This is a genomic window from Pseudomonas oryziphila, from assembly GCF_003940825.1.
Lineage (GTDB): Bacteria > Pseudomonadota > Gammaproteobacteria > Pseudomonadales > Pseudomonadaceae > Aquipseudomonas > Aquipseudomonas sichuanensis.
On the sequence record NZ_CP034338.1, the window covers coordinates 1,427,659 to 1,445,915 of the forward strand.

General features: G+C 65.9%; 16 protein-coding genes and 1 riboswitch. Of the genes, 15 read left to right on the forward strand and 1 reads right to left on the reverse strand.

What is annotated here, in order from left to right; genetic code table 11:
* The first annotated feature begins 12 nt into the window (after positions 1-12).
* From EJA05_RS06755 to EJA05_RS06785, 6 genes are all read left to right on the forward strand, one after another.
* Positions 13-1,086 (forward strand): AI-2E family transporter, encoded by a 1,074-nt coding sequence (locus EJA05_RS06755; protein WP_125857722.1) that lies wholly within the window; start codon positions 13-15, stop codon positions 1,084-1,086.
* A gap of 340 nt (positions 1,087-1,426) precedes the next feature.
* On the forward strand, positions 1,427-2,131 hold the full coding sequence (gene hda / locus EJA05_RS06765; RefSeq protein ID WP_110993035.1) for a DnaA regulatory inactivator Hda: 705 nt from the start codon (positions 1,427-1,429) through the stop codon (positions 2,129-2,131).
* Positions 2,132-2,258: 127 nt separating this feature from the next.
* Positions 2,259-2,888 (forward strand): C40 family peptidase, encoded by a 630-nt coding sequence (locus EJA05_RS06770; protein ID WP_125857724.1) that lies wholly within the window; start codon positions 2,259-2,261, stop codon positions 2,886-2,888.
* Positions 2,889-3,034: 146 nt separating this feature from the next.
* Positions 3,035-3,568, forward strand: coding sequence for a C40 family peptidase (locus EJA05_RS06775; protein ID WP_125462987.1), 534 nt, complete (start codon positions 3,035-3,037; stop codon positions 3,566-3,568).
* Positions 3,569-3,888: 320 nt separating this feature from the next.
* Positions 3,889-6,435 carry a dermonecrotic toxin domain-containing protein gene (locus EJA05_RS06780; RefSeq protein WP_125857725.1) on the forward strand — a complete coding sequence of 849 codons (2,547 nt, stop codon included), beginning with the start codon at positions 3,889-3,891 and terminating at the stop codon, positions 6,433-6,435.
* A 139-nt stretch (positions 6,436-6,574) separates the two neighbouring features.
* Complete coding sequence (locus EJA05_RS06785) at positions 6,575-9,154, forward strand: dermonecrotic toxin domain-containing protein (RefSeq protein ID WP_125857726.1); 2,580 nt, start codon at positions 6,575-6,577, stop codon at positions 9,152-9,154.
* Positions 9,155-9,163: 9 nt separating this feature from the next.
* Here EJA05_RS06785 and EJA05_RS06790 read toward each other — a convergent pair whose 3' ends face one another.
* Positions 9,164-9,742, reverse strand: a complete 579-nt coding sequence (locus EJA05_RS06790; protein WP_125857727.1) for a hypothetical protein — start codon at positions 9,740-9,742, stop codon at positions 9,164-9,166.
* Positions 9,743-9,893: 151 nt separating this feature from the next.
* Positions 9,894-10,114: riboswitch (cobalamin riboswitch) on the forward strand.
* A 110-nt stretch (positions 10,115-10,224) separates the two neighbouring features.
* Between EJA05_RS06790 and cobO the strand changes: the two genes are divergently transcribed.
* From cobO to cobC, 9 genes are read left to right on the forward strand one after another with little or no spacing between them, the layout of a single operon-like run.
* Positions 10,225-10,836 carry a cob(I)yrinic acid a,c-diamide adenosyltransferase gene (cobO, locus tag EJA05_RS06795; RefSeq protein ID WP_125857728.1) on the forward strand — a complete coding sequence of 204 codons (612 nt, stop codon included), beginning with the start codon at positions 10,225-10,227 and terminating at the stop codon, positions 10,834-10,836.
* A complete protein-coding gene (locus tag EJA05_RS06800) occupies positions 10,833-12,128 on the forward strand; it encodes a cobyrinate a,c-diamide synthase (protein ID WP_125857729.1) in 1,296 nt (431 codons plus the stop codon). Before cobO ends, EJA05_RS06800 begins: the two co-directional genes overlap by 4 nt.
* A complete protein-coding gene (bluB, locus tag EJA05_RS06805) occupies positions 12,125-12,775 on the forward strand; it encodes a 5,6-dimethylbenzimidazole synthase (protein ID WP_125857730.1) in 651 nt (216 codons plus the stop codon). Before EJA05_RS06800 ends, bluB begins: the two co-directional genes overlap by 4 nt.
* Positions 12,772-13,680, forward strand: a complete 909-nt coding sequence (gene cbiB / locus EJA05_RS06810) for an adenosylcobinamide-phosphate synthase CbiB (protein ID WP_125857731.1) — start codon at positions 12,772-12,774, stop codon at positions 13,678-13,680. The genes bluB and cbiB overlap by 4 nt, the downstream gene beginning before the upstream one ends.
* Positions 13,673-14,665 carry a threonine-phosphate decarboxylase CobD gene (gene cobD / locus EJA05_RS06815; protein ID WP_125857732.1) on the forward strand — a complete coding sequence of 331 codons (993 nt, stop codon included), beginning with the start codon at positions 13,673-13,675 and terminating at the stop codon, positions 14,663-14,665. Before cbiB ends, cobD begins: the two co-directional genes overlap by 8 nt.
* On the forward strand, positions 14,662-16,125 hold the full coding sequence (locus tag EJA05_RS06820; protein WP_125857733.1) for a cobyric acid synthase: 1,464 nt from the start codon (positions 14,662-14,664) through the stop codon (positions 16,123-16,125). Before cobD ends, EJA05_RS06820 begins: the two co-directional genes overlap by 4 nt.
* A complete protein-coding gene (gene cobU, locus EJA05_RS06825) occupies positions 16,118-16,639 on the forward strand; it encodes a bifunctional adenosylcobinamide kinase/adenosylcobinamide-phosphate guanylyltransferase (RefSeq protein WP_125857734.1) in 522 nt (173 codons plus the stop codon). The genes EJA05_RS06820 and cobU overlap by 8 nt, the downstream gene beginning before the upstream one ends.
* Complete coding sequence (cobT, locus tag EJA05_RS06830) at positions 16,636-17,691, forward strand: nicotinate-nucleotide--dimethylbenzimidazole phosphoribosyltransferase (RefSeq protein WP_125857735.1); 1,056 nt, start codon at positions 16,636-16,638, stop codon at positions 17,689-17,691. The genes cobU and cobT overlap by 4 nt, the downstream gene beginning before the upstream one ends.
* Positions 17,688-18,257, forward strand: coding sequence for an alpha-ribazole phosphatase family protein (cobC, locus tag EJA05_RS06835; protein ID WP_125857736.1), 570 nt, complete (start codon positions 17,688-17,690; stop codon positions 18,255-18,257). The genes cobT and cobC overlap by 4 nt, the downstream gene beginning before the upstream one ends.

The following is an 18,257-nucleotide window of genomic DNA, read 5'->3' on the forward strand; positions in this document are numbered from 1 at the left end:
GGGGGCTTGGACATGATTGATATGCGTCGTTGGATCGGGCTGGGCGCCGCCTTGCTGATCGCCGTGCTGCTGTACCTGCTGCACAACATTCTTTCCCCCTTCCTAGTGGGGATTCTGCTGGCCTACCTGGCCGACCCGCTGGTCGACCGCCTCGAACGGGCCGGGCTGTCGCGGACCTGGGGCGTGGTGGTGGTCTTCAGCTTGTTCACCCTGCTGTTCATGGCCCTGCTGCTGGTGCTGATCCCCATGTTGGCCAAGCAGCTGGTGCGCTTGTACGAGCTGGCGCCGCAGATGCTCGACTGGCTGCAGCATGTGGCCCTGCCTTGGGTGCAAAGCCGCCTGGGCCTGGCCGATGGCTTCTGGAAGTTCGACAAGATCAAGGCCGCCATCGGCGCGCACATGGGCCAGACCACCGACATCGTCGGTGTACTGCTGTCCCAGGCCACCGCGTCGAGCCTGGCCCTGATCGGCTGGCTGGCCAACCTGGTGCTGATCCCGGTGGTGGGGTTCTACCTGTTGCGCGACTGGGACCTGATGATGGCCAAGCTGCGCAGCCTGTTGCCGCGCCAGCGCGAAGAGCAGGTGGTGGGGTTGGCCGGTGAGTGCCATGAAGTGCTGGGGGCGTTCGTGCGTGGCCAGTTGCTGGTGATGCTCGCCCTGGGCGTCATCTATTCCACCGGGCTGATGCTGGTGGGCCTGGAACTGGGCCTGCTGATCGGCATGCTGGCGGGGTTGGCGGCAATCGTCCCGTACATGGGCTTCATCATCGGCATCGGCGCGGCCCTGGTGGCCGGGTTGTTCCAGTTCAGCGGCGATTTGTATCCGATGTTGGGGATTGTCGCGGTGTTCATGGTCGGCCAGGCGCTGGAAGGCATGGTACTGACGCCCATGCTGGTGGGCGACCGCATCGGCCTGCATCCGGTGGCGGTGATCTTCGCCATCCTCGCCGGTGGTGAGCTGTTCGGCTTCACCGGTGTGCTGCTGGCGCTACCGGTGGCGGCGGTGATCATGGTGCTGTTGCGGCATGTGCATGACCTCTACAAGGAGTCGGGCATGTATGGCGAGGCGATCGATCCGGACCTGTAAGTGACCGCGTCAGCTGCGCGATACCTGTGGGAGCTACTGTCTTATGTTGTCAGTGCTGGCCTCATCGCTGGCAAGCCAGCTCCCACAGGTACGATGCTGCTTCAAGTTAGCGCGATACCTGTGGGAGCGGGTTCACCCGCGAATACGGGCATAGCCCGTGCCAGGCACCGAGGTGTCATCTTCGCGGGAAAACCCGCTCCCACAGGGGCTCGTGAACATCGCAACTGCTTGATTTTACTTGTGCTCTTCCCCTGCCGGATTGTGCCGCCCGCGTTGCGGGTATAGACTTTGCACACTCTTCACCAAAGGCCCCCTGTGGTCCCCGCGACCGCCCGCGAGCATGAAACCGATCCAGTTGCCCCTGGGTGTGCGTCTCCGTGATGACGCCACCTTCATCAACTACTATCCGGGCGCCAATGCCGCGGCATTGGGCTACGTCGAGCGGCTATGCGAAGCCGACGCCGGCTGGACCGAGAGCCTCATCTACTTGTGGGGCAAGCAGGGCGTTGGCCGTACCCACCTGCTGCAAGCCGCTACCCAGCGTTTCCAGCAGCGCGGCGAGCCCGCCGTCTACCTGCCGCTGGCGCAACTGCTGGAGCGCGGCGTCGAGTTGCTTGACCACCTCGAGCAATACGAACTGGTGTGCATCGATGACTTGCACGTGATCGCCGGCAAGGCGGACTGGGAAGAGGCCATGTTCCACCTGTTCAACCGCCTGCGCGACAGTGGCCGACGGCTGCTGCTGGCCGCCTCCAGCTCGCCCCGCGAACTGCCGATCAAACTGGCGGACCTCAAGTCGCGGCTGACCCTGGCCCTGATTTTCCAGATGCGCGGCATGTCCGACGAGGACAAGCTGCGCGCCCTGCAGCTGCGTGCCTCGCGGCGCGGCCTGCACCTGACCGACGAAGTCGGCCACTTCATCCTCACCCGTGGCACACGCAGCATGAGTGCGCTGTTCGACCTGCTCGAACGCCTTGACCAAGCTTCGCTGCAGGCGCAACGCAAGCTGACCATCCCGTTCCTCAAGGAAACCCTGGGTTGGTGACCCCCTGAAAACACGGGGCCAGAGCGGCAAAACAGAAAAGTCACATGTTTTTCGATAAAATTTGCAAATGGTTCTGATAGAAGGCATAGTTTCCCCCTTCTAAAGGACTACAGACACGGTCGTGCCCATGCTGAAGCGCTTCGCACCCCTCGTGCCACTTGCACTTGCCACCTTCCTGTTTGGTTGCGCCGCTCATGGCCCGACCACTCAATCCCAGGATCATCGCCCGGTCGCCGAGCAATCGCTCAAGGCCAAGGCTTCCGCTTCTTCCGTATTCACCGAGGAAGAGCTGGCCAGCGACGATGACCTGAATGCCTTTTCCAGCAGCAAGCCCTATCAGCTCCCGGTGCTGGCCGACAGCATCCTCGAGCGTGGCATGGCGCTGATCGGTACCCGTTACCGCTTTGGCGGCACCACCGAACAAGGCTTCGACTGCAGCGGCTTCATTGGTTATCTGTTCCGCGAAGAGGCCGGCATGAACCTGCCGCGCTCGACCCGCGAGATGATCAACGTCGACGCCCCCAAAGTCGCGCGCAACAAGCTCAAGCCAGGCGACCTGCTGTTCTTCAGCACCAATGGTCGCGGCCGCGTCAGCCACGCCGGCATCTACCTGGGCGACAACCAGTTCATCCACTCCAGCAGCCGCCGCAGCGGTGGTGTGCGCATCGACAGCCTTGGCGATCGCTACTGGAGCAAGACCTTCATCGAAGCCAAGCGCGCGCTGGCCATGGCACCGACCACCATTTCGCGCAATTGATTTGATATCAAAATGCTGTACCCTGCCGCGGCGGCGTAGCTGAAAAGCTCGCCGCCGTGCGCATTTACAGAAAGCGTCTAATCTAATTTCTCACCTATTTTCATCTTCGGCCGTGGCCGGGGCTTGTCTGACAGGACGTTCGCATCATGGCGATGTTGGCGCGCTTCGCATTTCTTTCCCTGGCGGCATTGCTTGCTGCCTGCTCCAGCCGTGCACCTGCCCCGGCGCCGGTCAAGCAGCCCATGGTCTTCAGCCAGCAACCGGCGGCATCGCCTGCGGCGGAGGATGTGCTGTTCCGCGCGATCGGCCTGGTCGGCACGCCCTATCGTTGGGGCGGCAACACCCCTGATTCGGGGTTCGATTGCAGCGGCCTGATCGGCTACGTATACCGTGATGCCGCGGGCATCAGCCTGCCACGCACCACGCGCGACATGATCGTCATGCGTGCGCCAAGCGTGGACATCAATGCCTTGCAGTCCGGCGACCTTGTGTTCTTTGCCACCAATGGCGGGGCACAGGTCAGTCATGCCGGTATCTATGTCGGCGAAGGGCGTTTCGTCCATGCGCCGTCTACCGGCGGCACGGTGCGCCTGGACTATCTCTCCAGCAGTTACTGGGCCAAGGCCTATCTGCAGGCCAAGCGCGTGTTGCCACCTGGGCATCTGGCGCAGAATCCCTGAGCGCGGCGGGCCACCCGTCTGGCCGTGGGCCCCTCAGGGCGCCTTGTTGATGCGCCAGTCTAGGTTGCCCACATCGTCCGCAACCAATACGCCACCTCGCGGTTTGCGGTTCCACGAGTCCTGCTGTCCAATCAACGCGCTCTGTTAGAAAGGCGGCGATAACGCACCGGCGCCTGCGCGTTTCATTACCCACCTGAATTCCGGGTGAGGCGGGCGCAGGGCGGTTCAACGCACAGGCTTGGCGAGGGCCGCTTTATATACCGCGAATGGTCGTGGCGGCTGGTAAAGGATGCGTGCTTCTTCATCGAAAGGAGCATGTCATGAGCGGCATCGAAAGCATGTTGCAGCGCAACCTGCAGGTATTGGGCACCGGGCGCGAGTTGGCCCGTCTGGCCGACAAGGTCCTGAGCGCTTATCCCGATCCATACCAGCTGGCCGTGACCCAGGCGTCGGTCATCCTGCGCAAGCATACCGGCAAGGACTGGGACCCTCGGCAGGTCTGGTGGCATCAATTCAGTCGTGCCAGCTCCAGCCATCGCAGCTTTACGGGATGGGCGCACAGCAGTCCGCCCGCCAAGTCCCTGCGCTTCACCGAATTGATGGTCGAGCGCTTCGACCCCGGCTTCCAGGAAGCTACTGACTCGCTCGATCTCTATGGCGGCTTCTATCGCCAGGGGCCTCATGCGCACACCTACGATGAGCGCAACGAGGTGCCAATGTTGGCCCGCGATGTCCAGCAGGACTTCTGGGCCTTGGATTTCGCCCAGTTATACCGGCGCCAGATATCGGCATTCTGGGCCGCGTACCAAGATGACTTCAGGCTCCTGGCCAAGGTCAACCTGCTGGGCCAGTGTGCCCGTGCCGAACGGGGCGGGTATATCGACAGCGCGGACGCGGCGCAGTTGCGCGCTCATGTGGTGCCGGGGCTGTCGGCGGGGGAGCGAGCGCCCTCGCTGGCGCAACTGCGTGAACAGTCGAGTGTCGAGCTGCGTGCAAGCGGCTATGGGCTTGGTGTCGCCAGTGGGGCGGCGATCTATGCAATCCAGGGGCCCGGTACCAGGGTCCTGTTGTACTGCCCCTGGGCCGAACAGGCGCTGCGAGGCTTCGACAACCTGCAGGGCATGGCAGGCTGGCTGCGCGAGCACCTGGCCACGGCTCAGGGTCGGGGAGCGTTCCAGCAGGCGTTGATTGCCGACCCGCAAGACCTCGAGGCTGCGCAAGCGGTGCAGCAGGCCCTGCAAGCGCTGGGCGAAAGTCCGAGCGATGCGGCCGCGTTGGCTGTGCTCAAGCAGCAGCGCAGCCCTGTCGGGCACCTTCTCGACGCTCTGGTGGAGCATGCCCGGCAGGAAATGCAGCACACCGCCGCCCGCCTGGTGGACAACAGCCAACTGCGCAAGGCCCTGTGGCGGGGTTATCTGGGGGCTTTCCTGAAAGTGTTCGGCGGTTTCGTGCCGTTGGGTTGGCCGGTGTCGCTGGTGCTGCTCGGCGCCACCCTGGCAAAGGTCGGCCTGGAGGTCGACGGCGCCTTGCACGCCCGCAATGCCCAGGAACGCAAGGCGGCGATGCGTACGGCCATCCTCGATTCGATCTTCGGCGCCTTGAACATGGTGGATGTGAGTTTTGGCAGCAGCCTGGCGTCCCTGACCTACCAGGCGCCGTTCCATGAATTGGACGCATCGCTGGCCGAATGGGAGGTCGAGCAGGCCCCCACGTCGAGCCTGGCGGGGGATGAGGCCAACGAGCTGCTTGACAGCAAGCCAATGGGTAGCGACCGCTTGCAGGGGATTCGGCTCGGCACGGACGGCAGTTGCTGGATCGAGTTGGAAGGATTGCCCTACCGGGTGCGCTTCAGCCCGGAGCTGTCGTCCTGGCTGATAGTACCTCCGGAAAACCCTTACGCTTTCGGACCCTTGCGCCCGGTGCGGATGGACGCTGCGGGCGAGTGGCAGTTGCTGGTGCCGCCACGCCTGTTGGGTGGGGCGCCGACCGATGGCTTGGCCAGCGAGCCCTCGGCGTTCTGGGATGAGTACATGCACACCCACCTGGACCGCAGCCAGACCCTGTCGAATGCCGCGCGAGCGCGCCAGCGAGCTCTATTGCAGGGGCGGGCAATCGATGTGCTGGATGACGAGCAGGAGCCGCTGGTGGACGAAGATGGATTTGACTTCATCGACAGTGAAGGCGAGCACGTTTACACCTACCGCCATGACGGGGAGTACCGCAATCACCGGATCTTCATGTACACGGAAGAAGACGGTGCCAAGATCAATCGGTTCCTGCGCGAAGGCGAGCGCGAGTTCGATTACGGCGACGAAGTCGAGTACCTCGACAACCTCGCCGATGACCTGGGGAAGCTACCGCACAACAACGACGTGCCGCTGTATCGCGGAGGCCATGGCACACGCAGTACCAGTGGTACGCATTTTCGCAGTGGGCAGTTCAAGGTGGGCGATGTGCTGGTCAACACCGACCTGACCTCCTTCACTGAAAACCCCTACATCGTGCGCCTGTTCGCCGCCGACAATGATCTGGTGGCGGGCAGCGGGGTGGAAGGCGTTTTCGACGACAGCTCGGTGGTGTTCGAGCTGCCTGCCGGCAGCTATCAGCACGGCACCCCCATCAGTCCGTTCTCCAGCCATCCGAACGAGGCGGAAACCCTGTTCCTGCCTGGTTCGTATTTCCGCGTCGAGGCGCTCAAGGAAATCCGCGGTGGCGACTACCACTTTGTCAGTGTCAGGCTCAGCGAGGTGCCGAGACCGGCCAGCGGCGAGGTCTATGAGCTGCGTACCGGCGAGCTATTCGACAAGGCCGCCTACGCTGCTCGGCTGGGTAGCGCGGAGCTGGCTAACCGATTCTTCCCTGACTGACGCGCTTCGGCGCGTCTAGCCACTTGTGCCCGGCATCGTGGGTAACTCGGGCACAAGTGCGCAGGTACATACCTACCGCCCCCGAGGTTCATCGCCCAGCCAGGATGCGTGTTCGATCACGACATCAAGGAGCGGGGTTATGAGCAGCAGTATCAAGGAGCGCGTGGAACAGAGCCTCGACGCGGTGGAGGCGGGGCGGCCGTTGGTTCGCCTGGTGGACGAGGTGATTCGCGAGTATCCCGACCCGTACGTACTGGCGAGCCAGCATGCGCAGCGCATTCTGCTCAAGCATACGGGGAAGGCCATCGATCCGCGTTTCGTCTGGTGGCACCAGTTTGACGGGGCCACCAGCAGCAGCCACAGCTTCACGGGGTGGCGGCACAGCGGGCCGCCGCGCAAATCGATGCACCTGGTCGAGTTGCTGATCAATCGTTTCGATGCTCGGTTTCAGGACGCACCGGACGAGCTTGATCTTTATGGCGGCTTTTATCGCCAAGGGCCACACGCCAGCCACTTCGATGAGCGTAATGAAGTGGCGATGCTGGGCAGCAAGGTCCAGCAGGATTTGTGGGCACTGGACTTCGCGGTGGCCTATCGCGATGCAGTCACGCGTTTCTGGGCCAACTATTCCGGGCACTTTCGCGCACTGGCGAAGGTGAATGTGCTGGGGCAGGGGGCCAGCGCGTTGAGAGCAGGACGCATCAACCGTAGCGACTGGGCGTTGTTGCGTGCGATGGCCGCTGACGACCTGGCCGATGGCGAGCTGCCGACGCTGGCCAAACTCGAGCAGGACAGCACCACGCACCCCTTTTCCGTCAACCGCTATGTGCTTGACCAGGGCGACCGCGGCTGCCTCTACAGTTTTACGGTGGCCAGCGGTCGCACCCTGCTTTACCGTCCATGGGCCTCGCAAGCGCTCATCGGCTTTGCTTCGGAATTGGCCATGGCAGGTTGGTTGCGTACGCAGCTGCAGGACCGCGACACCTTGGCTCACCATGTGCTGGCGGCCCATACCGACGCGCGTGACCCGTCACGCGCCCAGGCGGTCAGGACTCACCTGCAGAGTATCGCCAGCAGCGCGAGCGATCAGGCGGCCCTGCACCTGCTCGGCTTCATGAAGCGAACCGTCAGCTCCGATATCTTCAGCCACCTGGCTAACCAGGCCACAACCGAGATGAGTGACAACGCGTCGGCGATCATCGGCAACGCCGAGTTGCGCAAGGCGATGTGGAGCGGTTATCTCGCGGCGTTCATCAAGGTGTTCGGTGGCTTCGCCCCCCTAGGTTGGCCCATGACCCTGATGTTGCTGGGCGCCAGTCTCGCCAAGCTGGGTCTGGACGTCGATGCGTCCCTGCATGCGGCGGACGAGCAGAGCCGCAAGGCGGCGCTGCGCAACGCCATGCTCGACTCGGTATTCGCGGCATTGAACATGGTCGATCTGGGGTTCCAATCGAGTTATGCGTCGCTGACCTATGAATCATCTGTCGGCGAGGCGGATATCGATCTGAATCGCTGGCAGGTGGCACAGGCCGCCCCGCAGCCGATGGAACACCTCGAATCCAATCAAATCGTCAGTGGCGATTTGGTCAGCGACGGGCGTTTGCGCGGTATCAGGGTCACAACCGATGGCGGTTGCTGGATCGAACTCGATGGCCTGTCCTATCGCGTGCGCTACAACCACGACCTGCACGTCTGGCAGATCGTACCTGCTCATAACCCCTTCGCTTTCAGCCCGCTGTATCCGGTGCGCCTGAGCGCCGCCGGGGATTGGGAACTGCTGGTGCCGCCGAAGCTGGCTGGCGGAGCGCCGCCTGCCGTGGATGGCATGCCCAGCGTCACCTCGCGCTTCTGGGACAGCCACATGGTCATCGAAGAAACGCGGAGCAAGCTGGTTGCCGCCCAGGTGTTGCGTCGCCATAAAGCATTGCTTGATACCAGCGAAGTACCACGGCTGGCCCCCGGCCAAGCCCCTGATCTGGACGAGCGAGGCCTGGATTGTGTGCGGGTCGAGGGCCAGACGCGTTACTCGTATCGCTCGGGCCGCGAATTCTACAACTCCCTGATCGAGTACTACACCAGCGACGAATCCAGGGTGAATGATGTGTTCCGTTCGGGTAGCTATCGCTATGGGGACGAGGACGACTACATCCAGGCGCTTGCCGACAGTCTCGAGCGCTTGCCCAGAAACAACGGGGCCAGCCTCTACCGCGGAGGCAATGCCTCGCGCGGCACGGGTGGAGGGAATTATCGAAACGGCCAGATCAGGGTAGGGGATGTGCTGGTCAATACCGACCTGACCTCATTCACCGAGAACCCCTTCATGGTTGCCGAGTTCGCATCGCGATCGGCCGTGAGCGCGCCGGGGAACCTGCCGGGATTGTTCGACGACAGTTCGGTGGTGTTCGAGTTGCCGGCCGGTTGGTACCAGGACGGCACGCCGATCAGCGCGTTTTCCCTTTACTGGGATGAAAGCGAGACACTGTTCCTGCCGGGGCGCTACTTTCGAATCGTCAAGCTGGAGCAGGTTTACGGTGAACATTACCGCTTTATCCATGTGACCCTGCAACAGATCCCCAAACCTGCCTCGGGGACCCTCTACGATCTGCGCACGGGGCTGGTGTTCGACGCCCAGGCCTACGAAGCACGCTTCAAGACACCGGGGCTTGCGCAGCGTTTCTTTGCGGCTGATAGCCCCGCTGCCAGCGTGAGTCCGGCCTGAACCGGCCACTCAGGCTTGCTTGAGCAGCAGCGCCACCCCCGGGTAGTACTGCCCCAGCTCGTTGTGCAGCTTGCGGTAGGCGTAGGGGAAATACCAGGCGATGGCGCAGGCGGTGTGCTTCTGCAGGTCGTCGACCAGGTCCTGAAGCTCTTCGGGGCTGGCGTGCTGGCCGGTTTTCCAGGGAGTGACGAACAGCGCGCCGGCCTTCAGCTGGCTGGCATAACCGATGTGCTTGGCCTGGGCGGCGGTTTCCTGCAGCGCCGAGGCCAGGTCGAGGCGGGCGATACGTGGCCAGCGCTGGCCGGCATGCAGGTGCACAGAGGCTTCGGCGTTGCTGATCGACAGGTCGCATCGCCCCTCGCGCTCACCCTCGTCGCGTTGCTTCTTGCTCTGGTGCTGCTGCAGTGCCACCAGCTCGCCTTGCCAGGCCGCTGCCGCGAGCATGCCGACGTTGGCGGCGCTGCCATGCCAGTAGGGCGCGTCAGCGTCCCCTTGCAGCTGGTTGAAACGATCGATGCAGTCGACCCAGCGCTCCAGCGCCGGGCGCAGGAACTCGAAGTGGGTATTGTTGATGATCAGGCCTTGCATGCTGGGCGCTCCTTGTCATTGTCATTGAGGTCAGCGAGATTGATGGCTAAGTGATATCACTGCCATCAGTGTGGCACAAGCCGACGGATTGGCCATTGATCCAGGCCAGTTCGGCCCACGTTCGATTGACGCTCCCGGTGCAACCCTCTAACCTTCGCGGCGTGTTTCAGGTGCCCTGCGAACCGTGGTTTGGCAGGGTGAAACTGGGAAGCCGGTGGGCGCCAGCAGGCGCGATTCCGGCGCTGCCCCCGCAACGGTAAGTGAGTGCAAAACCGCGCAGGGCCACTGGGTGCAAGCACCCGGGAAGGCGCGCAGGCAAGGGCCAGGTGCCCGCTCACAAGCCCGGAGACCGGCCTGGAACTGCCAACGGCATCACGGAGGGTGATGCGCAGTGCGATGTGGCCCAGGCCACGGCCCCTGCGCGTTCTCCGTCTGCCCGCCTTTTACCTGTCGCCTGGCTGCGACAGCTGCGGAGAACCCTGATGAGCGAATCCCCCGAACGCGACGAACGCCACCTGGCGCGCATGCAGCGCAAGAAGGCGCTCATCGACGAGCGCATCGCCAACTCCCCGAACGAATGCGGCTTGCTGCTGGTACTCACCGGCAACGGCAAGGGCAAGAGCAGCTCGGCCTTCGGCATGCTCGCCCGGGCCATGGGGCACGGCATGCAGTGCGGCGTGGTGCAGTTCATCAAGGGCCGCAACAGCACCGGCGAGGAACTGTTCTTCCGGCGCTTCCCCGAGCAGGTGAGCTACCACGTGATGGGCGAGGGCTTCACCTGGGAAACCCAGGACCGCCAGCGCGACATCGCCGCTGCCGAGGCCGCCTGGGCCGTGTCGCGCCAGTTGCTGCAGGACCCAGCGATCCAGTTCGTCGTGCTCGATGAACTGAACATCGCCCTCAAGCACGGCTACCTCGACCTCGACCAGGTGCTCAGCGATATCCAGGCCCGCCCGCCGATGCAGCACGTGATCGTCACCGGCCGTGCGGCCAAGCCCGAGATGGTCGAACTGGCCGATACCGTCACCGAGATGGGCATGCTCAAACATGCGTTCCAGGCCGGTATCCGCGCACAGAAGGGCGTTGAACTGTGAGTGAAGCACGTCAGTGCCCGGCGGTGCTGATCGCAGCCCCAGCCTCCGGCCAGGGCAAGACCACCGTCACCGCCGCCCTTGCGCGCCTGCACCGCAATCTCGGGCGCAAGGTGCGGGTGTTCAAGTGCGGCCCGGACTTCCTCGACCCGATGATCCTCGAGCGTGCCAGCGGCGCGCCGGTGTACCAGCTGGACCTGTGGATGATCGGTGCCGATGAGAGCCGTCGCCTGCTGTGGGAAGCGGCCCGCGATGCCGACCTGATCCTGATCGAAGGGGTGATGGGGCTGTTCGACGGCACCCCGTCGAGTGCCGACCTTGCGCGCCACTTCGGCGTGCCGGTGCTGGCCGTGATCGACGGCACGGCCATGGCCCAGACCTTCGGCGCCCTGGCCCTGGGCCTGGCGCGCTACCAGCCGGACCTGCCGTTTGCCGGTGTGCTGGCCAACCGCGTCGGCACCTTGCGCCACGCGCAACTGCTCGAAGGCAGCCTGACCGAAGGCCTGCGCTGGTACGGCGGGCTGTCCCGCGAGCGCGGCATCGAGCTGCCCAGCCGCCACCTCGGGCTGGTCCAGGCCAGCGAGCTGAATGACCTGGATGCGCGCCTGGACGCCGCCGCCGAAGCGCTCGCCGCCAGTTGCGATGCGGCGTTGCCGCCAGCGGTGAGTTTTGCCGCGCCAGCGCCTGCAGCGCTTGCGACTTCGCTCAAGGGTGTGCGCATCGGCGTGGCCCGTGACGAAGCCTTCGCCTTCACCTACGGCGCCAACCTGGAGCTGCTGCGCAACCTCGGCGCACACCTCGAATTCTTCTCGCCGCTGCATGACCGCGAATTGCCCGCTGTGGATAGCCTGTACCTGCCCGGTGGCTACCCGGAGCTTCACCACCACGCACTGGCCGCCAATGCGCCGATGCTGGAGGCGATCCGCGCCCACCATGCCCAGGGCAAGCCCTTGCTGGCCGAATGCGGCGGCATGCTCTACCTGCTCGATGCCCTGACCGACGTGGCCGGCGAACGTGCCGCGCTGCTCTGCCTGCTGCCGGGCGAGGCGACCATGCAGAAGCGCCTGGCCGCCCTGGCCTTGCAGGCGGTCGAACTGCCGGAAGGCACCCTGCGCGGGCACACCTACCACCACTCGCTGACCAGCACCGCGCTGGAACCGATCGCCCGCGGCCTGAGCCCCAACGGCGGCCGTGGCAACGAAGCGGTGTACCGCCTGGGCCGGCTGACCGCCTCCTACGTGCATTTCTACTTCCCCTCCAACCCCGACGCGGCGGCGGCGCTGCTGCGACCATGAGCGACCACGCCTACAGCGACGCCGAGCGCGCGGCCGTCTACCGGGCCATCGGTGAGCGCCGCGACATGCGCCATTTCGCCGGTGGCGTGGTGGCGCCGGAGCTGCTCGCACGCCTGCTTGCCGCCGCGCACCAGGCGCCGAGCGTCGGCCTGATGCAGCCGTGGCGTTTCATCCGCATCACCCGCACCGAGCTGCGCACGCGTATCCAGGCGCTGGTGGAGGACGAGCGGGTACGCACCGCCGACGCCTTGAACGAGCGCTCCGATGAATTCATGAAGCTCAAGGTCGAGGGCATCAACGACTGCGCCGAACTGTGGGTGGCGGCGTTGATGGACAACCGCGAGCCGCACATCTTCGGCCGTCGCACCCTGCCGGAAATGGACCTGGCCTCGCTGGCCTGTGCCATCCAGAACCTCTGGTTGGCGGCGCGTGCCGAGGGCCTGGGTATGGGCTGGGTGTCGCTGTTCGAGCCACAGGCGTTGGCCGAGCTGCTGGGCATGCCCGCCGGGGCCAAGCCGGTGGCGGTGCTGTGCCTGGGGCCGGTGATCGAGTTCTACCCGGCGCCGATGCTGGTGCTGGAAAACTGGGCCGAGCAACGGCCCCTGAGCGAAATGCTGTACGAGAACCATTGGGGAGACCGGCCATGAGCGTGGCCTTGCTGACTGTCGCGGGCGTGGCCCTGGACGCCTTGCTCGGCGAGCCGCAACGCCGGCACCCGTTGGTGGGCTTCGGCAACCTGGCGGCGAATCTGGAGCGGCGTCTGAACGCCGGTGGCCGTGGCTGGCGCAGCCATGGTGTCAGCGCCTGGTTTCTCGCCGTGGTGCCACTGACCCTGCTGGCGCTGGTCCTGTCCTGGCTGCCGTACGTTGGTTGGCTGGTCGATGTGCTGGCGCTGTACTGCGCGTTGGGCCTGCGCAGCCTCGGCGAGCATGTGCTGCCGGTGGCCCAGGCCCTGCGCCAGGGTGACCTGGACGAAGCGCGGCGTCGGGTCGGTTACCTGGTCAGCCGCGAAACCCGCGAGCTGGACGAGCCCGCGGTAGCCCGGGCAGCCACCGAATCGGTGCTGGAGAACGGCAGCGATGCAGTGTTTGCCGCGCTGTTCTGGTTTGCCGTGGCCGGTGCGCCGGGGGTGGTGCTGTATCGCCTGAGCAATACCCTCGATGCCATGTGGGGTTATCGCAACGAACGCTTCGAACGCTTCGGCTGGTGCGCGGCGCGCATCGACGACGTACTCAACTACATTCCCGCGCGCCTGGTGGCGCTGACCTACGCTGTGCTCGGCAAGACCCGCCTGGCGCTGCGCTGCTGGCGCCAGCAGGGGCCGCTGTGGGACAGCCCCAACGCCGGCCCGGTGATGGCCGCCGGTGCTGGTGCGCTGGCTGTGGAGTTGGGAGGGCCTGCGGTGTACCACGGTGAGCTGCACGAGCGGCCGCGCCTGGGCGAGGGGCCGATGGCCGACGCCGACGCCATCGAGCGCGGCTGGAGCCTGGTGCAGCGCGGGGTATGGCTATGGTTGCTGGTGATCTGCCTGGGGAGTTACCTGAATGCTTGAACACGGTGGCCGCCTGCTGCGGGCGGTGGCGCAGTACGCAATTGCCCGCGAGCGTTGGCTCGACCTGTCCAGCGGCATCGCGCCCTGGCCCTATGCCGTGCCGCCGATTCCCCAGGAGGCCTGGGCGCGACTGCCGGAAACCGAGGACGGCCTGGAGCAGGCGGCGCGCACCTACTATCACGCCGATCTGTTGCTGGCCGTGGCCGGTTCCCAGGCGGCGATCCAGGCCCTGCCGCAGCTGCGCGCGCCTGGGCGGGTCGGGGTGCTGACACCCTGTTACGCCGAGCATCCCCACGCCTGGCAGCGCGCGGGGCACACGCTGGTCGAACTGGCTGACGAGCAGGTCGATGAGGCAATCGACAGCCTCGACGTGCTGGTGCTGGTCAACCCCAACAACCCCACCGGCCGGCTGATCCCCCGTGAGCGCCTGTTGGCCTGGCATGCCCGGCTGGCAGAGCGGGGCGGCTGGCTGGTGGTCGACGAAGCGTTCATCGACAACACCCCGCGGCTCAGCCTGTGCGGCCATGTGGATCGGCCTGGGCTGATCGTGTTGCGCTCGTTCGGCAAGTTCTTCGGCCTGGCGGGGGTGCGGCTGGGCTTCGTGATGGCGCAGCCGGCACTGCTGCAGGCGCTGGCCGAGCTGCTGGGGCCGTGGACGGTGAGCGGCCCGACTCGGGTGCTGGGCAAGGTGTGCCTGGCCGATGAACTGGCCCACCTGATGCAGATCGACCGCTGCGCCAAGGCCCGCGCGCGGCTGGTGGCGTTGCTGGGCGAAGCCGGCCTGGCGCCGACCGGGGGCTGCGACCTGTTCCAGTACGTGGCCACCGAGCGTGCGGCGCAACTATATGAATACCTCGCCCGGCGCGGCATCCTCGTGCGCCTGTTCGAGCAACCGGCGGCGCTGCGCTTCGGCCTGCCGGCCAATGCGGCGCAGGAGCTGCGCCTGCGCGAGGCGCTGCTGGATTATCAAAAGGAATCGGCATGACCACCCTGATGGTGCAAGGCACCACTTCCGATGCCGGCAAAAGCACGCTGGTTACCGCCCTGTGCCGCTGGCTGCTGCGCCAAGGCGTAGCAGTGGTGCCGTTCAAACCGCAGAACATGGCGCTCAACAGCGCTGTGACCGCCGACGGTGGCGAAATCGGCCGCGCCCAGGCGGTGCAGGCCCAAGCCTGCCGGCTGGCGCCGCACACCGACATGAACCCGGTGCTGCTCAAGCCCAACAGCGACACCGGGGCCCAGGTGATCATCCATGGGCGCGCGGTCACCAGCATGAACGCCGTGGCCTACCACGGCTACAAAGCCATTGCCATGCAGGCGGTGCTGGCCTCCCACGAGCGGCTTGAGCAGGCCTATCAAGTGGTGATGGTCGAAGGCGCAGGCTCCCCTGCCGAGATCAACCTGCGCGCCGGCGACATCGCCAACATGGGCTTCGCCGAAGCGGTCGACTGCCCGGTGATCCTGGTGGCCGATATCAACCGTGGCGGGGTGTTCGCCCATCTGGTCGGTACCCTGGAGCTGCTCTCGCCGAGCGAGCAGGCGCGGGTCGAAGGCTTCGTCATCAACCGCTTCCGTGGCGATATCGCCTTGCTGCAACCGGGCCTGGACTGGCTGGAGCAGCGCACCGGCAAGCCGGTGCTTGGCGTGCTGCCCTTTGTCACCGACCTGCACCTGGAGGCCGAGGACGGCATCGACGTGCGCCAGGCGGTCAAGGGCGAACGGCTGCTCAAGGTGATAGTCCCGGTGCTGCCGCGCATCAGCAACCACACCGATTTCGACCCGCTGCGCCTGCACCCGCAGGTCGACCTGCAATTCATCGGCCCGGGCCAGCCGATCCCGCCCGCCGACCTGATCATCCTGCCCGGCTCCAAGAGCGTGCGCGGTGACCTGGCGCAGTTGCGCGCGCGTGGCTGGGACACGGCCATCGCCCGGCATTTGCGCTATGGCGGCAAGCTGATCGGCATTTGCGGTGGGTTGCAGATGCTGGGCCGCGAGGTTCACGATCCGCTCGGTCTGGAAGGCCCGGCCGGCTCCAGTGCCGGGCTTGGCCTGCTGGACTACGAGACGGTGCTTGAGGCCGAGAAGCAACTGCGCAACGTCAGCGGCACGCTGGCGCTGGAGCAGTCACCGATCGCGGGCTACGAAATTCACGCCGGAGTCACCCGTGGCCCGGCCCTGGAGCATCCGGCCGTGCAACTGCAAGACGGCCGCTGCGACGGTGCCATCAGTGCCGACGGGCAGATTCTCGCCACCTATCTGCACGGCCTGTTCGAAGGCAGCCAGTCGTGCGCGGCACTGCTGCGTTGGGCCGGGCTTGCCGATGTACAGGCCATCGACTACGAGGCCCTGCGCGAGCGCGATATCGAGCGCCTGGCTGACCTGGTCGAGCAGCACCTGGACACCGCGCATCTGCGCCAGCTGTGTGGAGTCACTGCCCATGCGTAACCTGATCCTCGGCGGCGCCCGCTCGGGCAAGAGCCGCCTGGCCGAGCAACTGGCCAGCAGCAGCGGCCTGTCGGTGACCTACATCGCCACCAGCGAGCCCTTGGATGGCGAGATGAACGAACGGGTACGCCTGCACCGTGAACGCCGCCCGGCTGACTGGGGGCTGATCGAAGAACCCTTGGCCCTGGCCAAGGTGCTGCGTGCCGAAGCCGGCGAAGGCCGTTGCCTGCTGGTGGACTGTCTGACGCTGTGGCTGACCAACCTGCTGATGCTCGATGACGAGCAACGCCTGGTGCAGGAGCGCGATGCGCTGCTGGCGTGCCTTGAGCAATTGCCGGGCACGATCATCCTGGTCAGCAACGAAACCGGCCTGGGCGTGGTGCCCATGGGCGAACTGACCCGCCGCTACGTCGACCACGCCGGGCTGTTGCACCAGGCCGTGGCCGAGCGCTGCCAGCGCGTGGTGCTGACCGTGGCCGGCCTCCCTCTCATGCTCAAAGGACCCACTCTATGACCCAGATGTGGTGGCGTGATGCCTGCCAATCCCTCGACACCGCCGCCATGCACCAGGCCCGCGCCCGTCAGCAGCAACTGACCAAGCCCGCCGGTTCCCTCGGCCAGCTCGAAGGCCTGGCGATTCACCTGGCCGCCTTGCAGGGGCGCGAGCGGCCCAGCGTGGACAAGGTGGCGATCAGCATCTTCGCCGGCGACCACGGGGTGGTGGAGGAGGGCATCTCCGCCTACCCGCAAGCGGTGACCGGGCAGATGCTGCGCAACTTCGTCGGCGGCGGTGCGGCAATCAGCGTACTGGCCCGCCAGTTGGATGCAGGTCTGGAGGTGGTCGACCTCGGCACCATCGATCCGTCCCTCGAACTGCCCGGCGTGCACCACCTGCGCCTGGGCGCGGGCACGGCCAACTTCGCCCGCCAGCCGGCGATGACCGACACCCAGCTGGCCGCCGCCCTGCAGGCCGGTCGCGACAGCGCCCTGCGTGCGGTCGAGGACGGCGCCCAGCTGTTCATCGGCGGCGAGATGGGCATTGGCAACACCACGGCGGCAGCGGCCCTGGCCAGCACCTTGCTGAGCTGCCCGGCGCGTGAACTGAGCGGGCCGGGCACCGGCCTGGACAGCGCCGGTGTGCGGCACAAGGCCGAGGTGATCGAGGCGGCGCTGGTACTGCACGGGTTGCGCGCCGACCAACCGCTGCAGGCCCTGGCCTGTGTCGGTGGTTTCGAGATCGCCGCGCTGGCCGGCGCCTACCTGGCCTGTGCCCAGCACGGCGTGGCGGTGCTGGTCGATGGCTTCATCTGCAGCGTCGCCGCCCTGGTGGCGGTACGCCTCAACCCGCAATGCCGCCCTTGGCTGCTGTTCGCCCACCAGGGCGCCGAGCCGGGCCACAAGATGCTGCTGGCCGCGTTGCAGGCCGAGCCACTGCTAGCCCTGGGCCTGCGCCTGGGCGAAGGCAGCGGTGCGGCGCTGGCTGTGCCACTGCTGCGCCTGGCCTGTGCCCTGCACGGGCAAATGGCAACCTTCGCCGAAGCGGCGGTGGCGGACCGCCCGGCATGATCCTCGACCTGCTGCGCCACGGCGAGACCGAACTGGGTGGCGGCCTGCGCGGCAGCCTGGACGATGCTCTGACCGCTACCGGCTGGGCCCAGATGCGCCAGGCCGTGGCACAGGCTGGCCCCTGGGACATCCTGGTCAGCTCACCGCTGCAACGCTGCGCGCTGTTCGCCGACGAGCTGGGCGCGCGCCTGGGCTTGCCGGTGCAGCGCGAGGCGGATGTGCGCGAGCTGCACTTTGGCGACTGGGAAGGCCGCAGCGCGGCGCAGATCATGCAGACCGAAGCCGATGCCCTGGGGCTGTTCTGGAACGACCCCTACGCCTTCACGCCGCCGGCCGGCGAGCCGGTGCTGGCGTTTGCCGAGCGAGTGGTGGCAGCGGTCGAGCGCCTGGCCCGCGCGCATGCCGGCAAGCGCGTGCTGCTGGTCACCCACGGCGGGGTCATGCGCCTGTTGCTGGCAAGGGCGCGTGGCTTGCCCCGTGAGCAGCTGCTGCAAGTCGAGGTCGGCCATGGGGCGTTGATGCGCCTTGAGGCCAGCCTTGATGGCCATTTGCGCGAGGTTGGCTGA